The organism is Pseudomonas sp. JY-Q, assembly GCF_001655295.1.
GTDB classification, from domain to species: domain Bacteria; phylum Pseudomonadota; class Gammaproteobacteria; order Pseudomonadales; family Pseudomonadaceae; genus Aquipseudomonas; species Aquipseudomonas alloputida.
Genome location: NZ_CP011525.1, coordinates 605,034 through 627,517 on the forward strand (window position 1 = coordinate 605,034; position 22,484 = coordinate 627,517).

The following is a 22,484-nucleotide window of genomic DNA, read 5'->3' on the forward strand; positions in this document are numbered from 1 at the left end:
CTCTAAGCTGGATATTGGTAAGCCTATCTACCTGCCTAACTTCTCACCCGTCGGGTTTATAATTACTGACATGTAGCTCACAATTGAGTGAGGCGATCTGTGAACGAGTATGATTTTTCAAGGCTGAACGACAAAGAGTTCGAGGTTTTTTGTACTGATCTGCTCAGTGCAAGGGAAGGCGTGAAGTTTGAAAGGTTCAAGCCGGGACGTGACGGTGGAGTTGATGGGCGCTACTTTAAGTCCGAGGGCGATGAATGGGTTCTTCAATGTAAGCATTGGGTTTCGACGCCTTTAGAAAAGCTTGTTAAGCATATTGATGAGTCTGAAAGTCGGAAAGTTACACGGTTGGCACCAAGTCGTTATATTCTAGGGAAATCCTGAAAAAGACTTCCTGATTTTGGCAAAATACCCGGACTCCACCCGCCGAGTTTTCCGATGAAGCAAATGACCTTCGCCGACGCCGAGTACGCCGGCAAGCGCAAGCAGACCCGCAAAGAGCTGTTCCTGATCGAGATGGATCAGGTGGTGCCGTGGAAGGGGTTGATTGCCCTGATCGAGCCGCACTACCCGAAGGGTGAAGGCGGTCGTCCGGCGTATCCGTTGATGGCGATGCTGCGCATACATCTGATGCAGAATTGGTTTGGCTACAGCGATCCGGCGATGGAGGAAGCGCTGTACGAGACCACCATCCTGCGCCAGTTCGCCGGGTTGAGCCTGGAACGCATTCCTGATGAAACCACCATCCTCAACTTCCGTCGCCTGCTGGAAAAACATGAACTGGCGGCCGGCATCCTCGGTGTGATCAACGGTTACCTGGGTGATCGTGGTCTGTCGCTGCGCCAGGGCACCATCGTCGATGCCACACTGATCCATGCGCCGAGTTCGACCAAGAACAAGGACGGCAAGCGCGACCCGGAAATGCACCAGACCAAGAAAGGCCAGCAGTTCTACTTCGGCATGAAGGCGCACATCGGCGTGGATGACGAGTCGGGCCTGGTGCACAGCGTGGTGGGTACGGCGGCCAACGTTGCGGACGTTACTCAGGTCGACAAGTTGCTGCATGGCGACGAGAACGTGGTTTGTACGGACGCGGGCTACACCGGCGTTGAGAAACGTCCAGAGCATGTCGATCGTAAGGTTATCTGGCAGGTGGCGGCACGCCGCAGCACCTACAAGAAACTCGATAAGCGCAGCGCGTTGTACAAGGCCAAGCGCAAGATCGAGAAGGCCAAGGCCCAGGTGCGCGCCAAGGTCGAGCATCCATTTCGCGTGATCAAGCGGCAGTTTGGCTACACCAAGGTGCGTTTCCGGGGGCTGGTGAAGAACACCGCGCAACTGGTGACGCTGTTCGCCCTGTCGAACCTATGGATGGCACGCCGACATTTACTGACGAATGCAGGAGAGGTGCGCTTGTAATGCAGAAAATGGCGCGGCGAGGTGCTCGCTGGGGCCAGAAACACCGAAATAAGCGGGCGATTTGATCGTTTTTTGATCGGTTTACCGCTTTCAAAATCAGCGTAGGCTGAAGTCAGTCAGAAATACAGGGCTATTTCAGACCATCCCTAGCGGTCTCTCACTCGCTCTCGCTAAATGATAAGAAAATCTTGATGCAGAAGCTTTCGCCTTTTGTTTTATCTCCAGAAGATATACTTGGGCGAGAGGATTTGAATGATATCCTGGCAAAGCATCCAGATGTTGAAAAGCGGCACTATAAGCTTTGGATTGCTAGCTCAAATGTCTTGAGCTATTTCTTCAATAAACCCATGCATGATAGAAGTCAGTTTGAGATCGAAGAGATCATGGACGCTTCTAAACTATATGTTCCTACAATCAATCATAGTGAAGCGCTTGAGAAGTTAGAGTCTACCAAGGTCGTGATAATTACTGGCCCTGCTGGTATCGGTAAGACGACTTTGGCGGGGCAGCTGATTTTGCAGTATGTTACGCAGGGCTTTGAGCTTTCAGTTATTTCTGACGACATTAAAGAGGCTGAAGGGGCTTTTAACCCTGATTCAAAGCAGATTTTTTATTTTGATGATTTTTTAGGTCGTAACTACTTGGAAGCGCTCTCGGGGCATGAGGGGGCGAAAATCGTCAAATTCATTAGTCGTATAGTCAAAGACTCAAAAAAACGATTTGTGTTGACGTCTCGAACTACTATCCTTAATCAAGGAAAGATTCTAAATGATGTATTTCATAACTCAAATGTGAGTCGTAATGAATTTGAGGTCACGCTAGCGTCTATATCGAAAATGGATAAGGCTCGAATTCTCTATAATCACATTTGGCATTCAGATTTGGGTGGCGATTATGTTGAGGAGCTATACTCGCATAAACGTTATCGAACCATCATTGATCATCCAAATTTTAATCCTAGATTGATTAGGTTCATTGCCGACGCTCAGCGATTGGAAAGTGTCCCGTCAAGCTTATACTGGTCACATGCAACTGGATTGTTGAACAACCCTTCCCAGGTCTGGGATCATCCGTTCCAAGCGCAGCTTGACGACTGCGGTCGTACTCTGGTTTTACTGGTTGCAATGAATGGCCGCCTAATAACTGAATCTGAGCTTTCAGAAGCATTCTCGCGTTTCTTATCTGACCCAAGCGCAGCTAGTCTCACAGGTAAGAAGGATTTCATATTAAATCTTCGCCATCTTTCTGGCTCAATGCTCACTAGATTTGTAGCTGGTGAAAGTCATACCTTTATTCGATTGTTCAATCCTTCTTTGGGGGATTTTGTGATCAACAGATACGCAAGCAATGGGCCTGCTTTGCGGCAATGCTTCGGTAGTCTTAAGACAGTTTCCTCTCTGAGGACCTTGAAAGACATGTCGGATAACAAAATAATAAAAAATGAAATGGCTGTGGACGTAGTTCGCCATGTCTTCGCATGTGTCTCGGAAATGAATTTCCTGGGATGTGATTCGGAGTTTATTGCTCGCTTGTGCATTGTCAGGTCTGAGCTTATAAGGCCTTTTTGTACTTCAGATGATAATCTTCTAAAGGCGATTGATTTCGTTGCTGGTGAGAAGTGTGGACGATCATTTGAATCGTCAGCGCGACTCCTTTTGTGGGGGATGCGTAGGGGACTTGTAACTAAGGATTTGATCGAATTATTCTTGGATGGTGCTTTTGATAATGATCCTCATCATCAAGAACTATTGACATTGTCGCAAATCGTTAGGTGCTTTGATATATCTGGGAATGAATCGCTCTACGAAAGGTATGACGAGGTTGTTACAGAGCATTTGATTGCAACAGTTGAAGACGAGTTTCCGGAGTCTGAAATTTTTTCTGATTGCAGTACGCGGCATGAAGCCAGAAGAAAGATGATGGGGATAATGGATGAGCGGGCGCTTGAGCTGGGGGCGATTGATCCATCAAGCGTTGCCGATAACGTTGTTGGCTCTGTGAATGTTGATAAATATTACGACAAATATTTTTATGAGGAAGAACATGAGCCTGACTACGATTCTTATCGGGGTCAGCGAATTAGTTCGCCGGTGTCTTCTTTTATAGCCGTTGACCCAATTGATGACTTGTTTTCACGCGATTGATTATTTGCGACTTCATTTACGTGGTAGTAGCTGATTAGTGGTCGTTTTTGTCAAACCATCCTCTGGCTCACTCTGCCGTCGTCCCCGATGCTGCTTTTTGACGACCACTTGGCTACCTATCTCACACTTGGCTTCTCAGGGACCGAAAGCCGTATCGCTGTCACTGAGAACGTCCCCTGGCCACCAAAGCCTTTGGTGCTAAGATTTGTGGTTTGGCAGCAGCTTCACATGAGATTATCCTTCAGCAGGAACGCATGGGTGCGGAGACTTCTATCGTATTCACGCTGGGTAGAGGAAGTCTCTCTGGTCTCATCTAAATATTGAAACTATGCTTTCTTTGGGGGTTTTGTGAGTGACGTAACAGGTGCTCGTGGTGAGTTCAGTGTGGGCTTCAGCATGATGCGGGACGTTAATGGGAAACCTTTGTTTTTTGTGAGGCACTTGGGTGAGAAAGCGAATTTGCTTGATTTTATGGTAAACTTGCTTGACGGGGATGAACAAGAGACTGGAGAGTTTTTTATGATCCAAGTCAAATCAACAAAGGCAGCAAAATCAACAGGAAGTATCCCGGCTAGATTCAAAGCTGCTGAAGTAAGTGCTGCACATAGTCGGAAGGTTCCTGTTTACCTCGTGGCAGTTGATGATGCGCCGGGCCGTAATAGAGAAATATTCTTTATTGCAATTGATAAGAACAGACATGCTGGTGTTTCTCTCGTGCCAAGACTGCACGATCTCAATTGTGATGTGACGCTGGAATCGCTACGTGACGAGGTTCGAGCACACCATGCAAGCAAACTTGATAACTTTGTATCTAAATTTGGGGTCGATAAATGACTAGCCCTGTGCGCGTGGAACGCGCCAAACTTGCTGTTTCGCTTGCACTTGCCTATAAGGACTTCGAGGTTTATAGAGATGTACGTGCTGGTGAGAATTATTTCGATATAAAGGCTGAAAAGCTTGTTGGAGATGAATATGACACATTCTACGTTTTGATCGACGTGTTGCCGGATAGACCTAGGTTTAGTGTGAAATTGGCAAGTGAGGCGAGGCGATTGTCAGAAGTCGTAAAGCGACCTGTTTATTTTGTAAGGATAAAGGACAATGCTGCTGAGGTGATGCTTGATCCTAGGCTTCAAAAGCGAGTTCTATTCCCGGCTACAACACGACTGCTGGACATGCCAGACTTTGGCCTGACTCCATAATAACCGTAAATTCTCTAGCCTTTGGCGATTGCAGGCAGCTACGCGATTAATCAAGTTCAGTGAGAGGCACCATGCATCAAAATTTAACGGAAGAGGAGATGCGCCAAGCGCTTTTTGGATCTGCCGAGAAGACAGCCAGCGCTACGCCGAATCATCAAGCCCCAGCCAAGGCCAAGAGTAAGATGTCAAAGTCTTATACGCCAGGGCTTACGGTGGTCTTACACGTCGGTAATGATTTTGAAGGGCAGAGATTTGAGTTTATATACCAAACAGACACGTTGAGTTCCCTTCTGGCTCAGCAAAACGCTTTGAAGGTAGCAAGAAAGAAATATCGATACGCTGAAGTCGTGTCGGTAGCACCTATGTAGGCTGACGACCAATTCCTGCGATTGGGCTGCTGACTCCTCCGGGAGCGTCAGATGGCCACCGCAGTCAAAAGCCATGTGCTGATTTCTAATCTTCAGCCGAGACCTTTCCGTTCTGCTCCTTGTAGCGTAAGGACTGAGCTTGACTCGATGGGATGAGCAAGAATTTTTGCAACCATCCGAGCAAGGCTTTGTTGCCCTGCCACCACCCGCGAAGGTGGTTTCACAGGGGGCCGAGGGTCTGAACAAGCTCCATCAGCTCGACTAAGGCCTCCCTCGCAACCACAGTAGCCTCTTCTCCTGCTGATTCCGCCTCAACCAAAGCGACGAGCGATACGGCACCTATGCCTAGGACGTCCGCCAGCCCCACGATTGTGGAAAGAGACGGCGAATACTGGCCTCGTTCGAGCATGCGGATGTAACGCTCGCTGACGACCGAGGAGAAGTCCTCTTGGGTCATCCCCTTCAGCAACCGCAGGCGCTTGAACGCTAGGCCGAAAGCCAGGTTGTTCTCCATTTTCGCGTGCTCAAAACGGAGCATTCAACACCTTGCGCGCCTCCCCGAACAGGAAGTATGCTTCCGATCACTGTTACCGGAACAATGCTTCCGGTTCGTCAGTGGCGCCGATTTCTCTGCATCGTGCCCGCTCGCAGCCGCCCTGATGAGGTTGGCCAGGGCGCACGCAGAGAGGCGGTTTGATGATCCATTCAGGACCTCACCAAGGAGGCGCTTGTGGAAAAACGCGATGAAGATGATCTGATAGGTCGATATTCCGAGTTGTTTAGGCAAAGCAAGCGGAATCCCGTAGGGGTGCCCTATTGGGGCGTCCAGTGTGAGGTAGGTTGGCTACCCCTTATCGACAGGTTGTGCTCAAAAATCCAAGGCAGGATTAATAATCTGGAATCCTCGCAAGTGACAATTGTGCAAATCAAAGAGAAAGACGGAAGCCTGAGCATCAGCCACCTCAATGGCGATGATTACGTTCGCGGTCTCATTGACATGGCACAGGAGTTCTCAAATTGTATTTGTGAAATTTGTGGGTGCCCAGGATCTAAAAAGAGACTGCTCCTTGGCTGGATCAAGACGGCTTGCGAGAGCTGCGAGAAGAAACTGAACGACGGGATATGACCGATGCTTCTCACTCATCCTTCTGCGCAAAAAAAATCATTGCTGAGTGATCAAAGATTTCACGAGTGGCGCTTTGTGATCCTAGGAAACAACTGCTCTTGGATTCATTTGACACAGACGATATTGAAAAACGGCCAGCCAGTAGAAAGTAAAACCCTAATAGTGAGTGAAACATCCGAGCTGCATAATATGCATCTGAACGTCAACGCGGATGTTCGCTACGAAGAGGCGTATCTTGTTACCCCAGCGCACGTCAATCAGTCGTGGGGAAGCAAACAGAGCCTGTTAAAGCAGATAGACCGGGTTGTTGAGCATACGGATGACCACATTAATGTGTATCACATATTCACTGTAGATTTCGATATGAAATTATGGTCGAGCGCTCCGCTGAATAAGCCCAATAGCAGGGCGGTTACGACCATTTACAAGGCGCCTGAGGACGTTATGCGACGGGCCGAGGAGCAGGAGTCTATGTGCAAGATTCGTCGACTGGAAATTCTTCGTGGAGCAACGAGGATTAATGGTGGCGATTCGGAACTTGGCTTTAGTTGGGCTTTTGGAAACATCGAAGATTTAGAAGGGCAGCGGCCAATTGATATGACTGCTGATCAGCAATTTGAGAAGCTGAGTTCGTATATAAAAGGGCTTTTGAATAAAAAGGCTTAAGCATGAATCGTCATCTGGAGTGCCCATGCAAGTCCCTAAGCTAATTCTCGCAAATGATGCAGACGCCCTTCTGATAGCGACAGATCGGCTCAATAAGCTGTGGAAAGTAAGAGGCCGCTCTCCCCTGTTTATGCTTCGTAGCATCATATCATCCCCCAGGCTGGCTGATGTATATGTCAGAGATTTTTCTACTGATGGGTTACGTCGGGTTGCGGATAGCTTCTTATGCGACCATACAATGTTGGGGGACCTAGATCATCCAACCTTCGGTATCGAGATGAGTCGCTGGCGGCAAATGGACTGGCCGATACTAGAAGCCAAAGATGTGCGAAGCCACTATGAGAATATTAGCAGATTGCAAATCTGGCCTTTCGATCCAAACGAACTAGGCGAAGATCAAATGCGGCTGGCTGTGGCAGTCAGCTTCACGGATCTAGAACTTTTTGAGGAGCCCAGGTTATCCCTTGCTGTGGATGATCTTCTTGAGAAGTTCAAGATTGACTGTGAGTTTAATTATAGGTCTCGCCGATCAGAGCTTGTGTGACCATATCCCGTCATTGTCGAGCTAGCCTGAGACTAAAAATCGATGTTCTTAAGACCGTGCCTTTAAAAAAGAAGGCGTCGTAGGGAGAGCCCTTCGGCGCCGTGGCTCACGAATCCGGGGTTTGTGGCCCCGGTTCGCTTCGGACTTAGGGATGGTCTGAAATAGCCCTGTATTTCTGACTGACTTCAGCCTACGCTGATTTTGAAAGCGGTAAACCGATCAAAAAACGATCAAATCGCCCGCTTATTTCGGTGTTTCTGGCCCCAGCGAGCACCTCGCCGCGCCATTTTCTGCATTACAAGCGCACCTCTCCTGCATTCGTCAGTAAATGTCGGCGTGCCATCCATAGGTTCGACAGGGCGAACAGCGTCACCAGTTGCGCGGTGTTCTTCACCAGCCCCCGGAAACGCACCTTGGTGTAGCCAAACTGCCGCTTGATCACGCGAAATGGATGCTCGACCTTGGCGCGCACCTGGGCCTTGGCCTTCTCGATCTTGCGCTTGGCCTTGTACAACGCGCTGCGCTTATCGAGTTTCTTGTAGGTGCTGCGGCGTGCCGCCACCTGCCAGATAACCTTACGATCGACATGCTCTGGACGTTTCTCAACGCCGGTGTAGCCCGCGTCCGTACAAACCACGTTCTCGTCGCCATGCAGCAACTTGTCGACCTGAGTAACGTCCGCAACGTTGGCCGCCGTACCCACCACGCTGTGCACCAGGCCCGACTCGTCATCCACGCCGATGTGCGCCTTCATGCCGAAGTAGAACTGCTGGCCTTTCTTGGTCTGGTGCATTTCCGGGTCGCGCTTGCCGTCCTTGTTCTTGGTCGAACTCGGCGCATGGATCAGTGTGGCATCGACGATGGTGCCCTGGCGCAGCGACAGACCACGATCACCCAGGTAACCGTTGATCACACCGAGGATGCCGGCCGCCAGTTCATGTTTTTCCAGCAGGCGACGGAAGTTGAGGATGGTGGTTTCATCAGGAATGCGTTCCAGGCTCAACCCGGCGAACTGGCGCAGGATGGTGGTCTCGTACAGCGCTTCCTCCATCGCCGGATCGCTGTAGCCAAACCAATTCTGCATCAGATGTATGCGCAGCATCGCCATCAACGGATACGCCGGACGACCGCCTTCACCCTTCGGGTAGTGCGGCTCGATCAGGGCAATCAACCCCTTCCACGGCACCACCTGATCCATCTCGATCAGGAACAGCTCTTTGCGGGTCTGCTTGCGCTTGCCGGCGTACTCGGCGTCGGCGAAGGTCATTTGCTTCATCGGAAAACTCGGCGGGTGGAGTCCGGGTATTTTGCCAAAATCAGGAAGTCTTTTTCAGGATTTCCTTAGCTTCAACATTATAGAAGGCTGAAGCACTCCAGTGCCTAAACTGATATCGGAGCTGTGGCGGCGATAGCGGATGATTGAGGGGGCGCTAACGACCCATTGCAGCCCGTCGCATCCGCGATGGTCTCCCCGAAGCTGCGAGTTGACGGTAGTAGACTTGAGCTTTTACATTGATCCACTCAGCAAAATATGGTTTCGAGTTATAAGAGGTTTTCCTTCGTCAACCGCGGCCTGCGAATCGCACGCAACCTGGTCATAACGGTGTCACCATAAGGTGTCAGGGTCCAATAGGTCGCGGTGTCTTTCACGCTTCTGTTCTTGCTGCTCTGAGTGATAAGTCCGACGGCCCGCAACTGCACCTTGATGGTTTGGTAGTCATCAGGAGAGACTTTGAAGCTTATTAGGTTTAAGCCCCCTATATCTTTATCGTCCTTATATTGTTCAGTCGCGAGTTCCCTGATCATCGCGGTGAGGGCTTGAACTAGCGTTGAGTCCTTGGCCTCATCGATCATGTGTGGCGAAAGAGCGAAGAATATTTCGTCCCATTCGACAGAAAGAGCAGCCTCATACCCAACGCCGTCATGATCCCACTTCGTCGGCGATGCAACAAAGGTGTAAGCGATATCGAACTTGTCTGCGCCATGTGCTAACTCCGCCGCACCCTCTGGCGGAGTAACTCGTGCGGACTGGATTTCATGCTCCAATTCTTCGATTCGCCGGCGCAGAGTAAGCATTTCCTCTAGGGCGCCCTCGTTCGGAACCTGATCGCCGCGAACCCAGCCGATTGCCGGGTGACTCTTGATGAGTTTGATAAGACTGCGACTGACCTGGCTGCCCAGGTCTGCTGGACTGACCCAGAATCGGCACATTTTCCTCTGCGCCAATTCACGGAAGGCCATTAGCTTTTCTCTGCCAGCTTCCGTCTGCTCGCATTTGTCTGCGACAAGCGAGCCGGGCTCACGATGAACGAAGCCAATTACAGGCTTACCAATTTCCGTTGCATAGCGATATTCCATCTCTGTGTAGCTCAAGCCGTTTGGCCCCACAGAGCCGTATCGTCCTGCCAGTACGACGATATAGTAATCACAGTCGTCAATGACTTTTTTGATGAGGCTCCACTGGTCCTCATTGGCCGCTGGAAATAGCTCCATTCCCGAGGGTATGCAATCTAGCTCAAGCAGTGCCTGCATGACTTCTTGCCGTTCTTCTTGCAAGTCGAGAAAGGTCGAACTTACGAAAACCTGGTACCTCTTATCCACGTGCAATCCCTCTCTTCGTGCGATTTTTAGTCTTAACTGTCTTACTTAGGTGCGTCATGCGAGCTAATCTAGCGCGTGTCTATCACGTCTGTCTCCCCTTAAGCCACGCTACAGGCACCGTTTCGGATTTTCTGCGCGAATATACGGGTTCAAGCCTCCTCACCATTCATGGAAGGGAGAACTATCGGGGTCAGAGTATTGATGCTAATGGGCAGCTATGGGTCGAAAGCGGCCATTACAGGAGCAAGCATCACACGAGCGAGTGTCGCTTAATGGGTAGCTCTGCCGCCCTTGCCGAAAGCCTTCATCTGGTAGTCGGTTACAGCCTGGAACAGAGATTCGGCAATCAGCCGCAATCTTTCCACTTCGTTTGCAGGGGCGCCTGCATCCTGAGCCTCGTGGTAGCGGCGCATTGCCTCAACTGCCTCGATGTAGGCCGGGTGACCGGGCAGCAAGATCTCGGGCAGTTTGGACATCAGTGCTCCGGTTTTACTGAATCAGCACGGGGAAGCTGCCGGTTTCCAGCACCTGGAACCTCCGCAGGTAACCCGCCATCTTCAGCGTAGTGATACGTCCTTACTCCTTCAAGAGCTTGGCGTGGCAGCGGTTCCCTAGCTTTAGTCATGGCTTTCAATGATCGTGTCATGATCTGTCCATCCCCCTGAGTTGAATCATCATAGGACGCTAGCGGAGGGATGATGACAGTGCAAAGCTGGCATCATGGGCAGCTATGGGTTAGGTGCAGTTCGTAGAGGCCTCGATATCATGCTGCCTTTTGGCTCTAACCCAATGGACGCTGTGGCTCTTTGTGGCCAAAAATGAAATCAGCGAGTCCATTCCCATAGTCCGCAGACACAAGTGAAAAGTGCTTCCCATCCGTCAACCACCCAGCCAGCACCGGATCATCCACAAATGGTTGGGGCTCCACTGGCTCAGCCTGAAAGGATCGCGTTAGGTAGATGCTACGACCATCCACCACCTGAACGGTCCCGAGGCCGTGTGCTTTCGCATATTCAATTGCACCAGATTGAAATCCAGCGGTGGAAAACACGATACCTTTTTGTGCGCCTACAGAGGCCACCCGGCTCTGCAATACCTGTAACACCTCGCGTTTAATTCGATTTTTGTGATGCTTACATTCGATTAGAACCAAGAAATTCATCCCGAATGCCAAAAATCGGACCGTGACATCAATCTCGTACTCCCCATCCAAACCTTGAACGACCTCCTGATGCTCTGACCTATATTCAAGTACCTGGTGCCCCATCGCATCGAGCATTGCACGGACTTGGCGCTCAAAATCTGCTGGGGATGTATGGGGGGGCGGAAATTGTGATCCGAACAAGCCTTCCTCCAAGAAACATTCTGATCATCTTGTGGTTGAGAATGGTGTTCACCCTAGAAGGGCACATCATCGTCAAATGCAGGTGCTGGTGGTGGATTCCATGGCAGTGGTGGCGGAGCCGGAGCCGGTGGAGGTGGCGGAGGCGCTGCTGGCTGTGGAGGCTGCGCATCAGGCCTTCTGGTTGCCCAGCCACTGAAATCAGCATCACTAGAGTGTGGAGTTGGGGACGCATCGGCAGCACGGATCAGCGTCGGCATTGCGATGCTTCCCCCAAAAGCAATTGCCGTTTGACGCGGTAGACCTGCGATACGACGGATTTCTCGTCGATCAGCCCATTCACTGGCTGACTGGATAGCCGCAAGGTCCTTTTCAGAGGTCAGTCTGAAGGAGATCCAGTTGTTGCATTGCGAAAGAACAGTGGGAGATATCTCTGAGGGTCTTTGCGTACTCAGCCAAAGCGCTAGGCCGAACTTCCTGCCTTCTTTGGCCAGTCGTTCATAAGCAAGGGAGTTTTCACCGGCATCGTCACCAGAACCGATGGGACGCAAGTAATGGTGGGCTTCCTCCAGAACGAGCAGGGTGGGAATTTTGTTTTCCTGGCCTCTGCGGAAAAGCTCGTATGCGTAAAGCTCCAACAGTGACCCCAGAACAAAGGGAGTCAGGTCATGTGATAAATGCCGAAGGTTGATGATGTGCGCCCGCCAAGGAACATCCTGACCACCAAAGATCTGTTCGACCAAATTGGTGGCTTCCTGCGCCCAATCAAGCGCTGCCCCGGACCCCTCGCCACCCTCTACGTCCACAACAGCACGGAACATAGGGTCTTCAGCGAATCGGTTGATCCTAGTAATCAGCGGGGAAACGTTCGAGTAACTGAAGGCGTTTCTCTCTGCCCCATTCCTTGAAGGTTGTATCCCATGGCTTTCAGCTACGAGTGAGGCGAGAGCGGCCATATGAGGCCACACCCGAGCGGCTTCAGCTCGACCACTGCGGATCTGCTGAATCCGACTATCGGCTTCAGCGGCTCCTCCTTGGCGGCAGTCGTCGAAAAGGAAGGGCTGTGCGTCGTTCGCTAGCCCAGCCCCTCTAGGTTGGGCGAACCATCTCACTTGGTGGAGGTGTTCCAAGGCAAAGGTTAGCGCTGGCCGCTGTGTTTTTTCGCTGGGAATCAGCAGTCGGTTGAGTCCGTGCCGTCCGAGTGCGTAGTACGGAATCTTGAAGGTGTCCTCTCCTGGCCCACCTATGGTTGTACATTTCACGGCACCTTCTGGAAGCTCAGGAAGGTTTAGCGCTGCTTCGTACTCTCCGTTGATGTCAAAAACAACGATCCGTGCGCTGGGCAGGTTCACTATTTGCTGGAGTACGGCTGCTGTAAAACAGCTCTTACCCTGGCCAGAGCTACCCAGTACTGCGACATGCCTGGAGATCAGATTTTTGAGACCAACATTCAAGCTGCCGCCGCCACGTAAGTCATCACCCAGCTTGAGTGGAATGTCGTCCTGATCATCACAGCACAGGATTGCTGCCAATTCCTCGGTACTTAGAGGGAAGGCTTCAGCTCCGAGCGGAGGGGTTGCGAGTGAGTCGCTTGTGAAGCGCGCTTTGCCTTGCTCCCTGGAGAGCCGCCCAACGACGGCCCCTGAAATATTGCGCAGCGGTTCGGTCTGATGAGTGCTGGACCCTATTCCCAACCGATGCGCCTCACGAGGCTCATCAAAGCTAAGGGACACAACCTTCATCACCAACGCACGACTACCCGCATCCAGCACTAGAAGGCTTCCAACCTCGGTCACAGACGATACGCCTTGAGCATGAGACGCTAACTGTCCACGGTGCATGTCGAGCAAGTTGAGTGTGACATCTGAGCCCTCAATCCGGACCACATAGCCAACAGGTAAGCGTCCTCTCATAGCTGCCCCCCCTGCGCAATTTCCCGTTCTTGGGCCTCTCGTTCGTCCCTCAGGGCTTTCTCAAAGTTACGCATGTCCTCGTCGTAGATCAGAGGATCAGGTAGGTGGCGCGCCAAGGAGTCGATATATGCGAAAGCACCACCACCACCCACCACAGTTATGCGGGGGTTCTTCAGTGAAAGCAGTTTCCTGAGGGCCGGTGGCAGATTCACGTCTGTTGGATCACCATTGAAACCCGATGAGTAGATGACCAATTGAAGCGTGGGGTTTAGGAGAGCGGACCGAATCAATCGATTTATGTGCTCATCTCCGAACCCATAGCCGCACAAGATCAAGCAGCTTTGCGGTTTAGACATAAACTCTGCAAATCTGCGGAAAAGCTCACCCAAAACATAGCCGATGGTGTCCATGTACTTTGCTGCTCGTGGCATCACCATCAGGCCGAGGTCAGAGCCGTCTCGCTCGCCCATGAATGTCTCAATACGTTGATGGGCGAGAGGCGCAGACACCTCGAATACCTGGCCACTCTCTTCCTTCCAGGTGAGTGATCCGTGCAGTTTGGCGAGATAAATGTTGTAAACACCGAATCTAGCTTCGCCCCTGGCTTGTGTATTCCGGAAGCCAAGGTCGAAGCTCTGCGGAGAGAAGCGACGGGTATGCGTACCTAGGAAGCCATTTGAGACCTGAAGATCAATGGACTCAGCAGCCCACTCGATAGCGAGGTCGTAATTTGTGGTGAACACCCAGGGGGACGATTGACCCGGTTGGCGAGCTGAAACTAGCTTCTGGAGAATCGTCCGCTGGCTTGCGAGGCCTTCGTCGTGTGACTCAACCCCACTAGGGGAGAGCCACCACTCTCGACGGAGCAAGGCCGCGTTGACGACCGATCTGAAAAGCGCTGCTTTGACGCTTTTGAGGCGGCTGAGTTTGTTCTCCAGCTCTTGCTCGCCTGGCTCGTACTCAATTGGATTATCTCCGAACATGCCCATCTGCCTAGTCCAGTCAGAGAGGGCGATTTCGATGCTATCGATTAGGTGTTCGAAGTTGGGTGTGGTGGGCCTAGGAAGCGAGGTTGCATTCTCGGCGATGAATCCATACTCAACCATCCAGGCAGCTTCGTCGGGCGACGTTCTGATGAAGTCAGTCCAAAGAGCGATCATCGTGTGACCGCCAGCAGCTACTGAGGCGCCTGCTCCTAGAAGTAGGCCGACGTTTTCTAGTCTTAGTAGCGAGGCGAGATATGCCTCAAGCTCGGTTTCATCCGATAGAGCAGTACCACCACGAATTGCGGCAAACGGCATCCTGACCTCCGAAAAAACGCTGGACCAGTCCCTTTGTGCCCCATGCAGCCTGAGGCGTGGAAGGCTTCATGGAGGCTACTGAATTGCCATCACACTGTCCACATCGCTATCGGTATGTATAAAACCGGCTTCGCCGAATCACCGAGGGTCTATTTGCTGTAGCTGCTATGCGTGTTCGACCCTCACCCTCAATGAACAGCTTCATGATCGACCCGCCACGATCTCGACGATCAGAAGGTTAGACAATCGCCGGTGTTCTCACACAGGCTGGGTTGAAGGCAGCCTCGGACGACAGACCGCTCTCAGAGTATGGTCGTCCACGACAAGGCCTGATGCCATCCAATTTGGCTCCTAGAGGTTTAAAAAAGATTCGGGGATTCGAGACTAGCTGGAAGAGCGTGATGCTAGATGGCAAAATGCCGCCAGATCATCAGAATCAAAGACAAGGACGCTTCAAAAATGGCAGTTGCGATCAAAAACATCTTGGAGGCATTTCAACCTGCTAAAGAGATTTCTGACCCAGAAAGGTTCTCAGGTAGAAAAAAACAACTAGAGCAGGGTGCAGAGCTATTGCTTTCCTGCGACCATATTTTCATCCATGGGAATCGGGGTATTGGTAAGTCCTCTCTGGCAAGACAATTGGCAATAATTGCTTCAGGAAAAAATGACTTACTAAAATCTATCGAATCTGATTTGGTTAATGAAAAATTTGACTTCGTCACATGTTTTTTTGTACGGGACTCATCTGTTCGAAACATCAACCAACTACTATACAGGCTGTTAATTGATGAGTCGGCGCTGGCCCAGTGGTCGGGCTTGCTTGGTCTCGACGAAGTTGGCGGGTATGAACTAGAAGGTGAATTGAATCCCAAGTTGGTTTCTGATTTCTGGCAGCGCGTCTCGCTAATTTCAGCCCTCACCGAAAATGGACTGGCAATATTTATCGATGAATTTGAGTTGATTGATGACCATTCCGGGTTCGCATCGCTTATCAAAGCAAATCCTGCAAAATGTGTATTTGTTGTTACAGGGATTGGTAAAACTGAACAGGAATTGGTTAGAGATCATGAGTCAATAAAGAGGCAGCTCAGTACTGGCACTCTGCGAGTGCCAAATATGACTGAGGAAGAGCTGTCTATAATTATATCGAAAGCTCAGGACTACTTGTCAAACGAGATAACTTTTGAAATAGAAGCAGTCCAAAACCTTGTAAAGCTAGTTAGTGGTCATCCATACCTGCTCCATCTTATTGGGAAGCAAGCGTTAAGAGTTGCTTTTCAAAAAAAGAAATCATCAATCTCGCAGGATTTGATTGATGAGGCGCTCCAACAAATTGTCACAGAAAGTATTGATAGCTCATTGGAGTCGAGGTATCTAAAAGCAATTGGTAGCGCGAAGGTTCGGGAGAGGTTTCTTCGAATTATTGCCCTTCAGAAAGATGATGTAGTTAGTACGGGAACCATCTATCCTGAAGCTGAAGCCCAAGGTATTGATAACCCTCCATACTGGCTTGGCGAACTTCAAAAAGAAGCTTACGGATCTGAGTTGGAAAAGGTCTCCGATCAATACTATAAAATTACCGACCCTCTTTTTAAAGCATACATATCTGCGACACCTGCAAGGCTTGAGGCGGTGGCAGAGGAGGAGCCTGAAGAAATTTCAGATATGAGGTTGTCACTCGTCCATGTGTCTGATTTGCATTTTGGCGCAAATCACTACTTTGATAGCCTACCAATTGCCGGTGATCATGTTCCAGAAGCGGACAAACCTTCGCTTCAAAAGTATCTGATAGATTCTTTGGCACAAAGTTATGGGCCTGCGGACTTCATGGCGGTCACTGGGGATCTCACTCAGACGGCCCTCACGTCGGAATTCAGAAAAGCTTCATTGTTTATCACCAGCGTGGCGCAGAGCCTTAGCGGCGGTGTCAGTAACTGGTCAAAAAATATCGCGATAATTCCAGGCAACCATGACGTTAACTGGGATATGAAGCGGGCCGACCCCGAGGCTCGTTACGCTGGATTCACTCCATATATTAGATTCAGGAATGGTTTGGGGTTTAGTATTGACAATCAAGTTGAGCCAGAACGACTTTATGAGGTTCATGATCTTGTCGAGAAATGGAACTGCGTCATTGTTGGCTTCAACTCATGCGTTTTGGAGGGGCCAGAGGATCATCGAGGATATATCGGGGAGAGTCAGTTCCAAAACGCTTTAGAGGAAGTAAATGCATTGTGCAAGGGCACTAAGCCTCTAAAAATAGCGATGCTGCACCATCATCTTATTCCAGTTGATTCTCTAGAGGCAAATACAAAAAAGCCGGAATACATATTGCAAGATGCGGGGTATATAAAATCAGAACTTCTCCGCAATGGATTCAATATAGTTCTGCACGGACACAGGCATCATGGTCACGAGGAGTTGATTAACCAACAAGGAGATGGGGGTGGGCAACTACTGATTGTAGGCTGCGGTAGCACTGGAGTTAATATTAATGAGCGTGGATCACAGGCAATTCAATACAATAGATTGAGCATTCGACGAAAAAAAGGTAGTGATAACGTAGTAGTGTCAGTTGCGCGGTACATTTTTGACTCTAACCGCCGAAAATTTTATCAGTCGGAAGATCACAAGGTGAAGACGTTTTCGCTTGCTCTATTGTAGTTAAGCAAAAAGCTAGGCCTGGTACGAAAAGAGATGTCGCAAACACCGCATGGTACAAACCAGCGAGAGCAAGGCGGCATCTCTTTTCGCGAGCTTGTCAAACAGGTGAGGTTAGATTCGATCACAGCGGTAGGTTATCGGGATAGTCAGTTGAGGATTTAATCTCGACTTTGGAGCTTCATGATTTCATCCTCAAGTACTGCTATTGTGCTTTGGAGTCTTGAGATGTAGCCTTTTAGGCTGTTGATAACTTCCCTGTTGTTGATAGCCTCGCGCATGTAATAGTCGCGGGAGGATGCTGTCTGTTTGTTGGTGGCCATAAGGGACTTATTACTTGCTCTAGCATCTTCTAGCTGAGTGAACCAGTAGAGGATCTCCATTTTGCTAAGCTCTAAAAGCTCATCGGGCGACTTTATACTGGCTCTGTAAGTTACTTGACTCTTTTCGGCCTGTTCTCTTGCTGCTTTTATGCGATCTAGCTCGTTCCTTGGCCATTCTCGCTGATAAATTGTATTTCGGTGAACATTTGCCAGTTTTGCCAGTGTTGCAACCTTGGCGGGTAGTGAAAAGTCCTTTTCTATTCGCACCAGCGCCTCGTTTAAGCGGAAGGTCACAGCGTCGAAATTTTCAGAGTTTTTGTTATCGTAAGGTGCTGAACTCATATAGATACCTCCCTGCCAAGCTTTCTCAGTACGCCTTCAGCTTCAGAGATTGCAAGTTTTAATTGTGCAATTGAGTCTGCTACTTCACCAGAAGCTCTCAAATCAGGGTAAGGTTCAGTTGAATCACCTTCGATTTTTTTTAGTGCAAGTGAGTTCTGAATGTAAACTTCAAGCCACTTGGGAGCATTCGCCTCGGTGACAACCGCGTTCTTACATCGATTCGGATTGCACCGTAGCGAGCCAATGCAAGGAAGTGAAGCATCATGCTCTTCCGACGCACCGCCGTAACAGTAACCTTGGCCAACATTGATAACCGCAAAATTCATTTCAGCCATTCGATCAAAGATTTCATCTTTTGAGTAGCCAGCCTCTAAATAACCTTTGAAATAGGCTGCCAAGCGACTGCGGTGCGCATCTGCGTTATCGCCAGCATATCCGCCATCTGGATCGCATGCATTGACGATGAACTCTCTCTCTGCATCAACGCGTGCAGGTGCGTCTCTGCCTCCCCCCGAGACCAATGCATCACCGATACCGCCGTAGTCGACTGTAACCGTCTTACGGTGACGCTGTTCCACCTTACTAACCAAGTGACCAAAATGCTTTAGCTGGTAGGAAATGAAGGGTAGTCCCACCGCCGCTCTGAACATCTGATTTGCTAGTGAGTGCCGCAACGTATAGGGCGAGAAATCGAGGCTTTCAAATTCTTCGAGTGTCAGAACCTTCATTAGAAATGCTTGGAGTTGGTGCCCCAGGCCACAACCACTAACCGAATTAGCTTCTTCTTGCTTAGAAGGTTTGATTGTGTTCATGTTCGTGATTAGAAACGGATTCTGCTTGAATCTGTTTAGAATACGTAAGGCCTTCACAGCGTCAAGAACAGCGGGAATTGCCACCCACTTGTCCTCGAACAGATTACCGTACGCCTCTCGACCCTTAAAGACAGTACTAACAATAAGCCAATGACCAAATACGTCCCTTGTCAGGCAATCCTCCGCAAGACAACCCGCAAGCTCTGACGGGCGCATGCCAGTGTACTGGGTGATTGTATAAATGGCGCTATTGTTGATGTGTGTTATGTACTCGTAAAAGTCGTTGTTAAGCTGAGTGTTTGTAAGTTTAGTGATGGCTTCCTTGTCTTTAAATTGACCTGGCATGAGCGGGGACCAGTAATTTTGGTCCATTTTATAAAGGAATGGAATTATCTGCCTGCCACTGTATCCGCGTGACCCCATCCGTACTGAGACGTAAATGTCATAGGATCTTCTCGTGAGTTTAACTTTTTTTGCTTCTTCGTAACTGGTAAGGTTAACGCGGTTCAGAGTTTCAGTGTCGGCAATATTCTCTTGTAATGCCTTCAAGAAATCCACTACCGCAAAGGATGCTGCACGAGTACATTTTTCAAATACTTTATTTGGAAGCCATTTTAGCTTTTTTCTGGTTTCCTTGTTGTTCAGTCGATTGCTTTGCCAGCTTAAACTTTCAAGTTCGACATGAGCTAACGGGCCCGCAAGTACGTTTTCGAGCATGAAGTCAGAGCGGAGAATATTAAACCCCTGCATTGTGGTGCTGCGAAAAGAGCGTTTGAATAGCCTGGCCTCTATTTCATAATCATTTTCTGTGAAATCTGAAAGGCTAAAGAATGAGTTTTCGAAAAAATCCTCCCCTTGCTCCAAGCGCTTGCGCTCTGACATTTGTTCAAAGAATGGAATGGTGGATTTAAATATATCAAGAATAGTGTGCGGCTTGTAAGATTTAGGGGAGGCCCTGATTCGCAGAGCGCCAGGTATTTCTAAGGCGCATAGCATGGCCATTTTTATTTCGAAAAGAATTGTAGCGTTAAGGCTGGTGTATGCCGCAAAGTCAATTCTGGATTTTGCGCCTTGGATATCTCTGGCTAGGGCTGTGGTCCCGTCGTCAAAATCCCAAACAGAATCCTTTACACGACTCTTTTTACTTACTGGAAGGTCCATCAGCGCATTCATCAAGCTCAGGGCATTTAAGCCACTTTCGGAATGAGCGACAGTTGTGATAATTTCACTGCCCAAATGCCGAAGGAAATGATGTCGCACGGACTTTATTTTACGAACTAAGGTCTCAAAATTCATCAGAGTATTACCCCTTCAACTAAAGGGCTGGTAGTGATGTGCTCCGACAGCCGCTCTGCCTCATCAAGTTGTTCTGCACTAAACCCCTGCTCTGAAGGTGTAAGGATACTATCCAATATCTCAAGGTTTTCTTTGATGATTGCGCCGTAAGGAGTCTGTGCAATTGTGCTTGTTGCTATCATGGACTGATACTCCAGACGCATTGCGAAAAGCTCGGGCAGGTGTGACGATGTAATAATTGAGTTGCTGCACGAAAGGCACTTATTCAGTAGCGAACAGGCGCTCCCTTTTTTGTAAGTGGGTAATTTTTTGATTTCGTCAGGGGGATCATACACGTTTCGACATTTAATCAGCCCATTGCTAATGGCGATTGAAGGATTTAGGTTGTCTGTCGAAGTGGTTTCGTCCGAAGGCTGCTTTTTCGGTGGCTCTTGGGAAACAGCCTCTTTGTGTATTTTTGCAAGCGCAGTCCCAAGAATGTCTCGCGCAGTCTTGCTAAATTCGAGCTTGTCGAGATACTGTATGGTAGTAGACAGGGACTTGTGGCCGAGAATAACTTGAATCTCTCGCAGAGAAACACCTTGTTCAATAAGCTCAGCGACCAAGCTCGGCCTAAGTCGAGACGCTGATATGTTCAGGTCGCTGCCATCTTCATTTTTTAGTTTATGGTCGCGTGCAAACTGATTCATTACCACATTAATAACAGTGGAATTCTCGAAAGACTTTATTGTGCCTTGCTCATTCTGTTTTCTGGATTCATAAATGAATAGTTTGCTTTTGATGTTGTCGTCTGCGCGGTTCCGGATGTTGCGTGTCAGATAAATAACTTCCGCGAAGAGTTCTTTTACCTCTTTGCATTGATTGATTGTCAGCCAAGTCATGTCTGCTTCAATCAAGTCTAAGTGCAAAAGTTTTTCTCCGTCAGAGCGCTCTTTCCAGTAGCGAAGATACGGTCTTTGGGTCAGCTCATGACGTTCTACAAAGTCTTCAACGTTCAATGATTTGAGGGAGTCGGCATTGAGGCCTGTAATTTGAGCAAGCCGAGTTATGTAGGGAGCCATGTGTCGAGACGTGATTTGATAGATTACACCCCAGCTCTCATACGTTCCGACCACGCCTAAGCCTAAATACTGCATAATTCTTATAAAGCATTTTTCGTATTTGTTGTTGCGGTTTGCAGCTCCAGGGCCGATTATCTGACAGCTGAGTTTATTTTCGAAAATCCAGCGAGCGTTTTCCAGAGATATAAACCCCCTCTTTAGCTCCCCATCGTCACCGACCGGGTCACACCCACCGCCGGAGGGAACATAATCCTTTGCTAGATTGTTGAGCTTTGCTCGCTCGTTATTGCACGCCTGCTTAATTTGATTGCGTAATGAGGAAGGGTAGGGGCTGTATTCTTCTGTCTTACGATGCGTCTTGAACCCTTCAATATCAATGAAGGTCGTCAGCCCGAGCCCTTTGATTTTGATCGCACGCTTGTACATTGAGCGCACAGCAGAGAGCAATGAGTCGGCAGTGCCTGTAGAGAGACCGCTATGTTCTATTTTGCCAACAAGGAATTTTCGAAAACTAATAAGGTAGTTGGCGCGAAAATACTCACGTGTGTCCTCGCTCCCTGTAAGTCCATTTTCTTTAAGGTGTTCTATAGTGTATCTAAAGCCCTCACTATAGTTAAATTTTGTGGAGTCCGAACCGCTTTTCATGGAAGCAGCTGAAAATATATGAAGTAGTTTCTTGAACGGAAAATCAGGGGCGTCTGCAATCAGGTCTTCGTAGGAAGATACAGGGATATCTCTTAGCTCAAGAAGTAGCTTTCTATGGGGTAGCTTTTTCGGTGAGACTAGCTTTTTTTGTTTGGCTTCTGTTTCTCTGTCAGCAACAGTTTTATAATCGGTTTTTATTACACCTAGGCTTTTTAGGTCAGCAATTATCCAATCGTAGGTCTCAGCGACCAATGGGAAATTCGCACGTGCCCATTTCAGGTTTTTCATCCCTTCTATCTTATAAAGGCTGGCTTTGGAAGCAATAACCTGGCCAAAGATTGGGATCTCTTTTTTCTCTGTTTCAGAAAGCCCCTCATACCAAAGCAGCAGTTTGCGACGCCACTCGTTAGCTATAGAAGGATGACCGAGAACCACGATGTTCTCATCTATCATTTTTTGGAGAACAGTGTTGATGATATCGGCCCGTGACCGATACACATTCGCCTCACAGCCTAACTCTCGTGTGAGATAGGTATACGCTAAGCACGGAGGCCCTTTCTGACCAAGCTGAACAGTAAGTAGTGACTGCCGACTTTTTCTGACTTTCTCCGCCCAAGACTCAATCGACAGAGTGATGACGTCGATATCACGCTTAGCTTGCTTGGATACGTCCACTTGTGGAGTTATATCCAATGAGTTTAGGCCGGGTTCGGGCAGCATC

19 protein-coding genes are annotated in these 22,484 nt (G+C 49.2%); 9 read left to right on the top strand and 10 right to left on the bottom strand.

Going from position 1 to position 22,484, the window contains the following annotated elements:
• Nucleotides 1-99 precede the first annotated feature (99 nt).
• The 5 genes from AA098_RS27810 (at nucleotide 100) to AA098_RS02650 (ending at nucleotide 4,762) form a co-directional block, all read left to right on the top strand.
• On the top strand, nucleotides 100-381 hold the full coding sequence (locus tag AA098_RS27810; RefSeq protein ID WP_256545188.1) for a restriction endonuclease: 282 nt from the start codon (nucleotides 100-102) through the stop codon (nucleotides 379-381).
• Between the two features lie 54 nt (nucleotides 382-435).
• Nucleotides 436-1,416 carry an IS5 family transposase gene (locus AA098_RS02640; protein WP_064613796.1) on the top strand — a complete coding sequence of 327 codons (981 nt, stop codon included), beginning with the start codon at nucleotides 436-438 and terminating at the stop codon, nucleotides 1,414-1,416.
• A 191-nt stretch (nucleotides 1,417-1,607) separates the two neighbouring features.
• On the top strand, nucleotides 1,608-3,560 hold the full coding sequence (locus AA098_RS02645) for a hypothetical protein (RefSeq protein WP_064613797.1): 1,953 nt from the start codon (nucleotides 1,608-1,610) through the stop codon (nucleotides 3,558-3,560).
• Nucleotides 3,561-3,908: 348 nt separating this feature from the next.
• Complete coding sequence (locus AA098_RS27815) at nucleotides 3,909-4,394, top strand: DUF4365 domain-containing protein (protein ID WP_156747498.1); 486 nt, start codon at nucleotides 3,909-3,911, stop codon at nucleotides 4,392-4,394.
• A complete protein-coding gene (locus AA098_RS02650; protein WP_156747499.1) occupies nucleotides 4,391-4,762 on the top strand; it encodes a hypothetical protein in 372 nt (123 codons plus the stop codon). Before AA098_RS27815 ends, AA098_RS02650 begins: the two co-directional genes overlap by 4 nt.
• A gap of 588 nt (nucleotides 4,763-5,350) precedes the next feature.
• Here the strand turns inward: AA098_RS02650 and AA098_RS02660 are convergent.
• A complete protein-coding gene (locus tag AA098_RS02660) occupies nucleotides 5,351-5,668 on the bottom strand; it encodes a helix-turn-helix domain-containing protein (RefSeq protein WP_082916832.1) in 318 nt (105 codons plus the stop codon).
• A gap of 192 nt (nucleotides 5,669-5,860) precedes the next feature.
• Between AA098_RS02660 and AA098_RS02665 the strand changes: the two genes are divergently transcribed.
• From AA098_RS02665 to AA098_RS02675, 3 genes are read left to right on the top strand one after another with little or no spacing between them, the layout of a single operon-like run.
• Nucleotides 5,861-6,256: a hypothetical protein gene (locus AA098_RS02665; protein WP_064613800.1), complete on the top strand. Its 396-nt coding sequence runs from the start codon at nucleotides 5,861-5,863 to the stop codon at nucleotides 6,254-6,256.
• 3 nt (nucleotides 6,257-6,259) lie between these two features.
• Complete coding sequence (locus AA098_RS02670; protein ID WP_064613801.1) at nucleotides 6,260-6,922, top strand: hypothetical protein; 663 nt, start codon at nucleotides 6,260-6,262, stop codon at nucleotides 6,920-6,922.
• A 25-nt stretch (nucleotides 6,923-6,947) separates the two neighbouring features.
• Entirely contained in the window at nucleotides 6,948-7,466 is a 519-nt protein-coding gene (locus AA098_RS02675; protein ID WP_064613802.1) for a hypothetical protein, read from the top strand.
• A gap of 295 nt (nucleotides 7,467-7,761) precedes the next feature.
• Here AA098_RS02675 and AA098_RS02680 read toward each other — a convergent pair whose 3' ends face one another.
• The 6 genes from AA098_RS02680 to AA098_RS02700 all read right to left on the bottom strand — a co-directional run bounded on the left by AA098_RS02680 (nucleotide 7,762) and on the right by AA098_RS02700 (nucleotide 14,623).
• Nucleotides 7,762-8,742 carry an IS5 family transposase gene (locus AA098_RS02680; protein WP_064613796.1) on the bottom strand — a complete coding sequence of 327 codons (981 nt, stop codon included), beginning with the start codon at nucleotides 8,740-8,742 and terminating at the stop codon, nucleotides 7,762-7,764.
• A 266-nt stretch (nucleotides 8,743-9,008) separates the two neighbouring features.
• Nucleotides 9,009-10,067, bottom strand: a complete 1,059-nt coding sequence (locus AA098_RS02685; RefSeq protein WP_064615155.1) for a DUF4062 domain-containing protein — start codon at nucleotides 10,065-10,067, stop codon at nucleotides 9,009-9,011.
• A gap of 269 nt (nucleotides 10,068-10,336) precedes the next feature.
• Nucleotides 10,337-10,543, bottom strand: coding sequence for a hypothetical protein (locus tag AA098_RS02690; RefSeq protein WP_064613803.1), 207 nt, complete (start codon nucleotides 10,541-10,543; stop codon nucleotides 10,337-10,339).
• A gap of 305 nt (nucleotides 10,544-10,848) precedes the next feature.
• The gene (locus AA098_RS02695) at nucleotides 10,849-11,424 is read right to left on the bottom strand and encodes a restriction endonuclease (RefSeq protein ID WP_064613804.1); all 576 of its coding nucleotides are present in this window, start codon (nucleotides 11,422-11,424) and stop codon (nucleotides 10,849-10,851) included.
• A 41-nt stretch (nucleotides 11,425-11,465) separates the two neighbouring features.
• Complete coding sequence (gene herA, locus AA098_RS27820; protein WP_082916834.1) at nucleotides 11,466-13,322, bottom strand: anti-phage-associated helicase HerA; 1,857 nt, start codon at nucleotides 13,320-13,322, stop codon at nucleotides 11,466-11,468.
• Entirely contained in the window at nucleotides 13,319-14,623 is a 1,305-nt protein-coding gene (locus AA098_RS02700; RefSeq protein WP_064613805.1) for an SIR2 family anti-phage-associated protein, read from the bottom strand. The genes herA and AA098_RS02700 overlap by 4 nt, the downstream gene beginning before the upstream one ends.
• Nucleotides 14,624-15,082: 459 nt before the next feature.
• Between AA098_RS02700 and AA098_RS02705 the strand changes: the two genes are divergently transcribed.
• The gene (locus AA098_RS02705; protein ID WP_177342663.1) at nucleotides 15,083-17,287 is read left to right on the top strand and encodes a metallophosphoesterase; all 2,205 of its coding nucleotides are present in this window, start codon (nucleotides 15,083-15,085) and stop codon (nucleotides 17,285-17,287) included.
• Nucleotides 17,288-17,445: 158 nt separating this feature from the next.
• Here the strand turns inward: AA098_RS02705 and AA098_RS02710 are convergent, their stop codons facing one another.
• Genes AA098_RS02710 through AA098_RS02720 form a run of 3 tightly spaced genes read right to left on the bottom strand, consistent with a single transcriptional unit; the run spans nucleotide 17,446 to nucleotide 22,483 of the window.
• Complete coding sequence (locus tag AA098_RS02710; protein WP_064613807.1) at nucleotides 17,446-17,949, bottom strand: hypothetical protein; 504 nt, start codon at nucleotides 17,947-17,949, stop codon at nucleotides 17,446-17,448.
• The gene (locus tag AA098_RS02715) at nucleotides 17,946-20,057 is read right to left on the bottom strand and encodes a hypothetical protein (RefSeq protein WP_064613808.1); all 2,112 of its coding nucleotides are present in this window, start codon (nucleotides 20,055-20,057) and stop codon (nucleotides 17,946-17,948) included. The genes AA098_RS02710 and AA098_RS02715 overlap by 4 nt, the downstream gene beginning before the upstream one ends.
• A complete protein-coding gene (locus AA098_RS02720; RefSeq protein ID WP_082916835.1) occupies nucleotides 20,057-22,483 on the bottom strand; it encodes a tyrosine-type recombinase/integrase in 2,427 nt (808 codons plus the stop codon). The genes AA098_RS02715 and AA098_RS02720 overlap by 1 nt, the downstream gene beginning before the upstream one ends.
• Nucleotide 22,484 lies beyond the last annotated feature (1 nt).

Bases quoted from the DNA above. Each gene is read 5' to 3' on its own strand.
- herA (WP_082916834.1), bottom strand. From the start codon at position 13,322: ATGAGAGGACGCTTACCTGTTGGCTATGTGGTCCGGATTGAGGGCTCA.
- AA098_RS02705 (WP_177342663.1), top strand. From the start codon at position 15,083: ATGGCAGTTGCGATCAAAAACATCTTGGAGGCATTTCAACCTGCTAAA.
- AA098_RS02680 (WP_064613796.1), bottom strand. From the start codon at position 8,742: ATGAAGCAAATGACCTTCGCCGACGCCGAGTACGCCGGCAAGCGCAAG.
- AA098_RS02715 (WP_064613808.1), bottom strand. From the start codon at position 20,057: ATGAATTTTGAGACCTTAGTTCGTAAAATAAAGTCCGTGCGACATCAT.
- AA098_RS02650 (WP_156747499.1), top strand. From the start codon at position 4,391: ATGACTAGCCCTGTGCGCGTGGAACGCGCCAAACTTGCTGTTTCGCTT.
- AA098_RS02670 (WP_064613801.1), top strand. From the start codon at position 6,260: ATGCTTCTCACTCATCCTTCTGCGCAAAAAAAATCATTGCTGAGTGAT.
- AA098_RS02700 (WP_064613805.1), bottom strand. From the start codon at position 14,623: ATGCCGTTTGCCGCAATTCGTGGTGGTACTGCTCTATCGGATGAAACC.
- AA098_RS02645 (WP_064613797.1), top strand. From the start codon at position 1,608: ATGCAGAAGCTTTCGCCTTTTGTTTTATCTCCAGAAGATATACTTGGG.
- AA098_RS02675 (WP_064613802.1), top strand. From the start codon at position 6,948: ATGCAAGTCCCTAAGCTAATTCTCGCAAATGATGCAGACGCCCTTCTG.
- AA098_RS02690 (WP_064613803.1), bottom strand. From the start codon at position 10,543: ATGTCCAAACTGCCCGAGATCTTGCTGCCCGGTCACCCGGCCTACATC.
- AA098_RS02710 (WP_064613807.1), bottom strand. From the start codon at position 17,949: ATGAGTTCAGCACCTTACGATAACAAAAACTCTGAAAATTTCGACGCT.
- AA098_RS02660 (WP_082916832.1), bottom strand. From the start codon at position 5,668: ATGCTCCGTTTTGAGCACGCGAAAATGGAGAACAACCTGGCTTTCGGC.
- AA098_RS02640 (WP_064613796.1), top strand. From the start codon at position 436: ATGAAGCAAATGACCTTCGCCGACGCCGAGTACGCCGGCAAGCGCAAG.
- AA098_RS02720 (WP_082916835.1), bottom strand. From the start codon at position 22,483: ATGCTGCCCGAACCCGGCCTAAACTCATTGGATATAACTCCACAAGTG.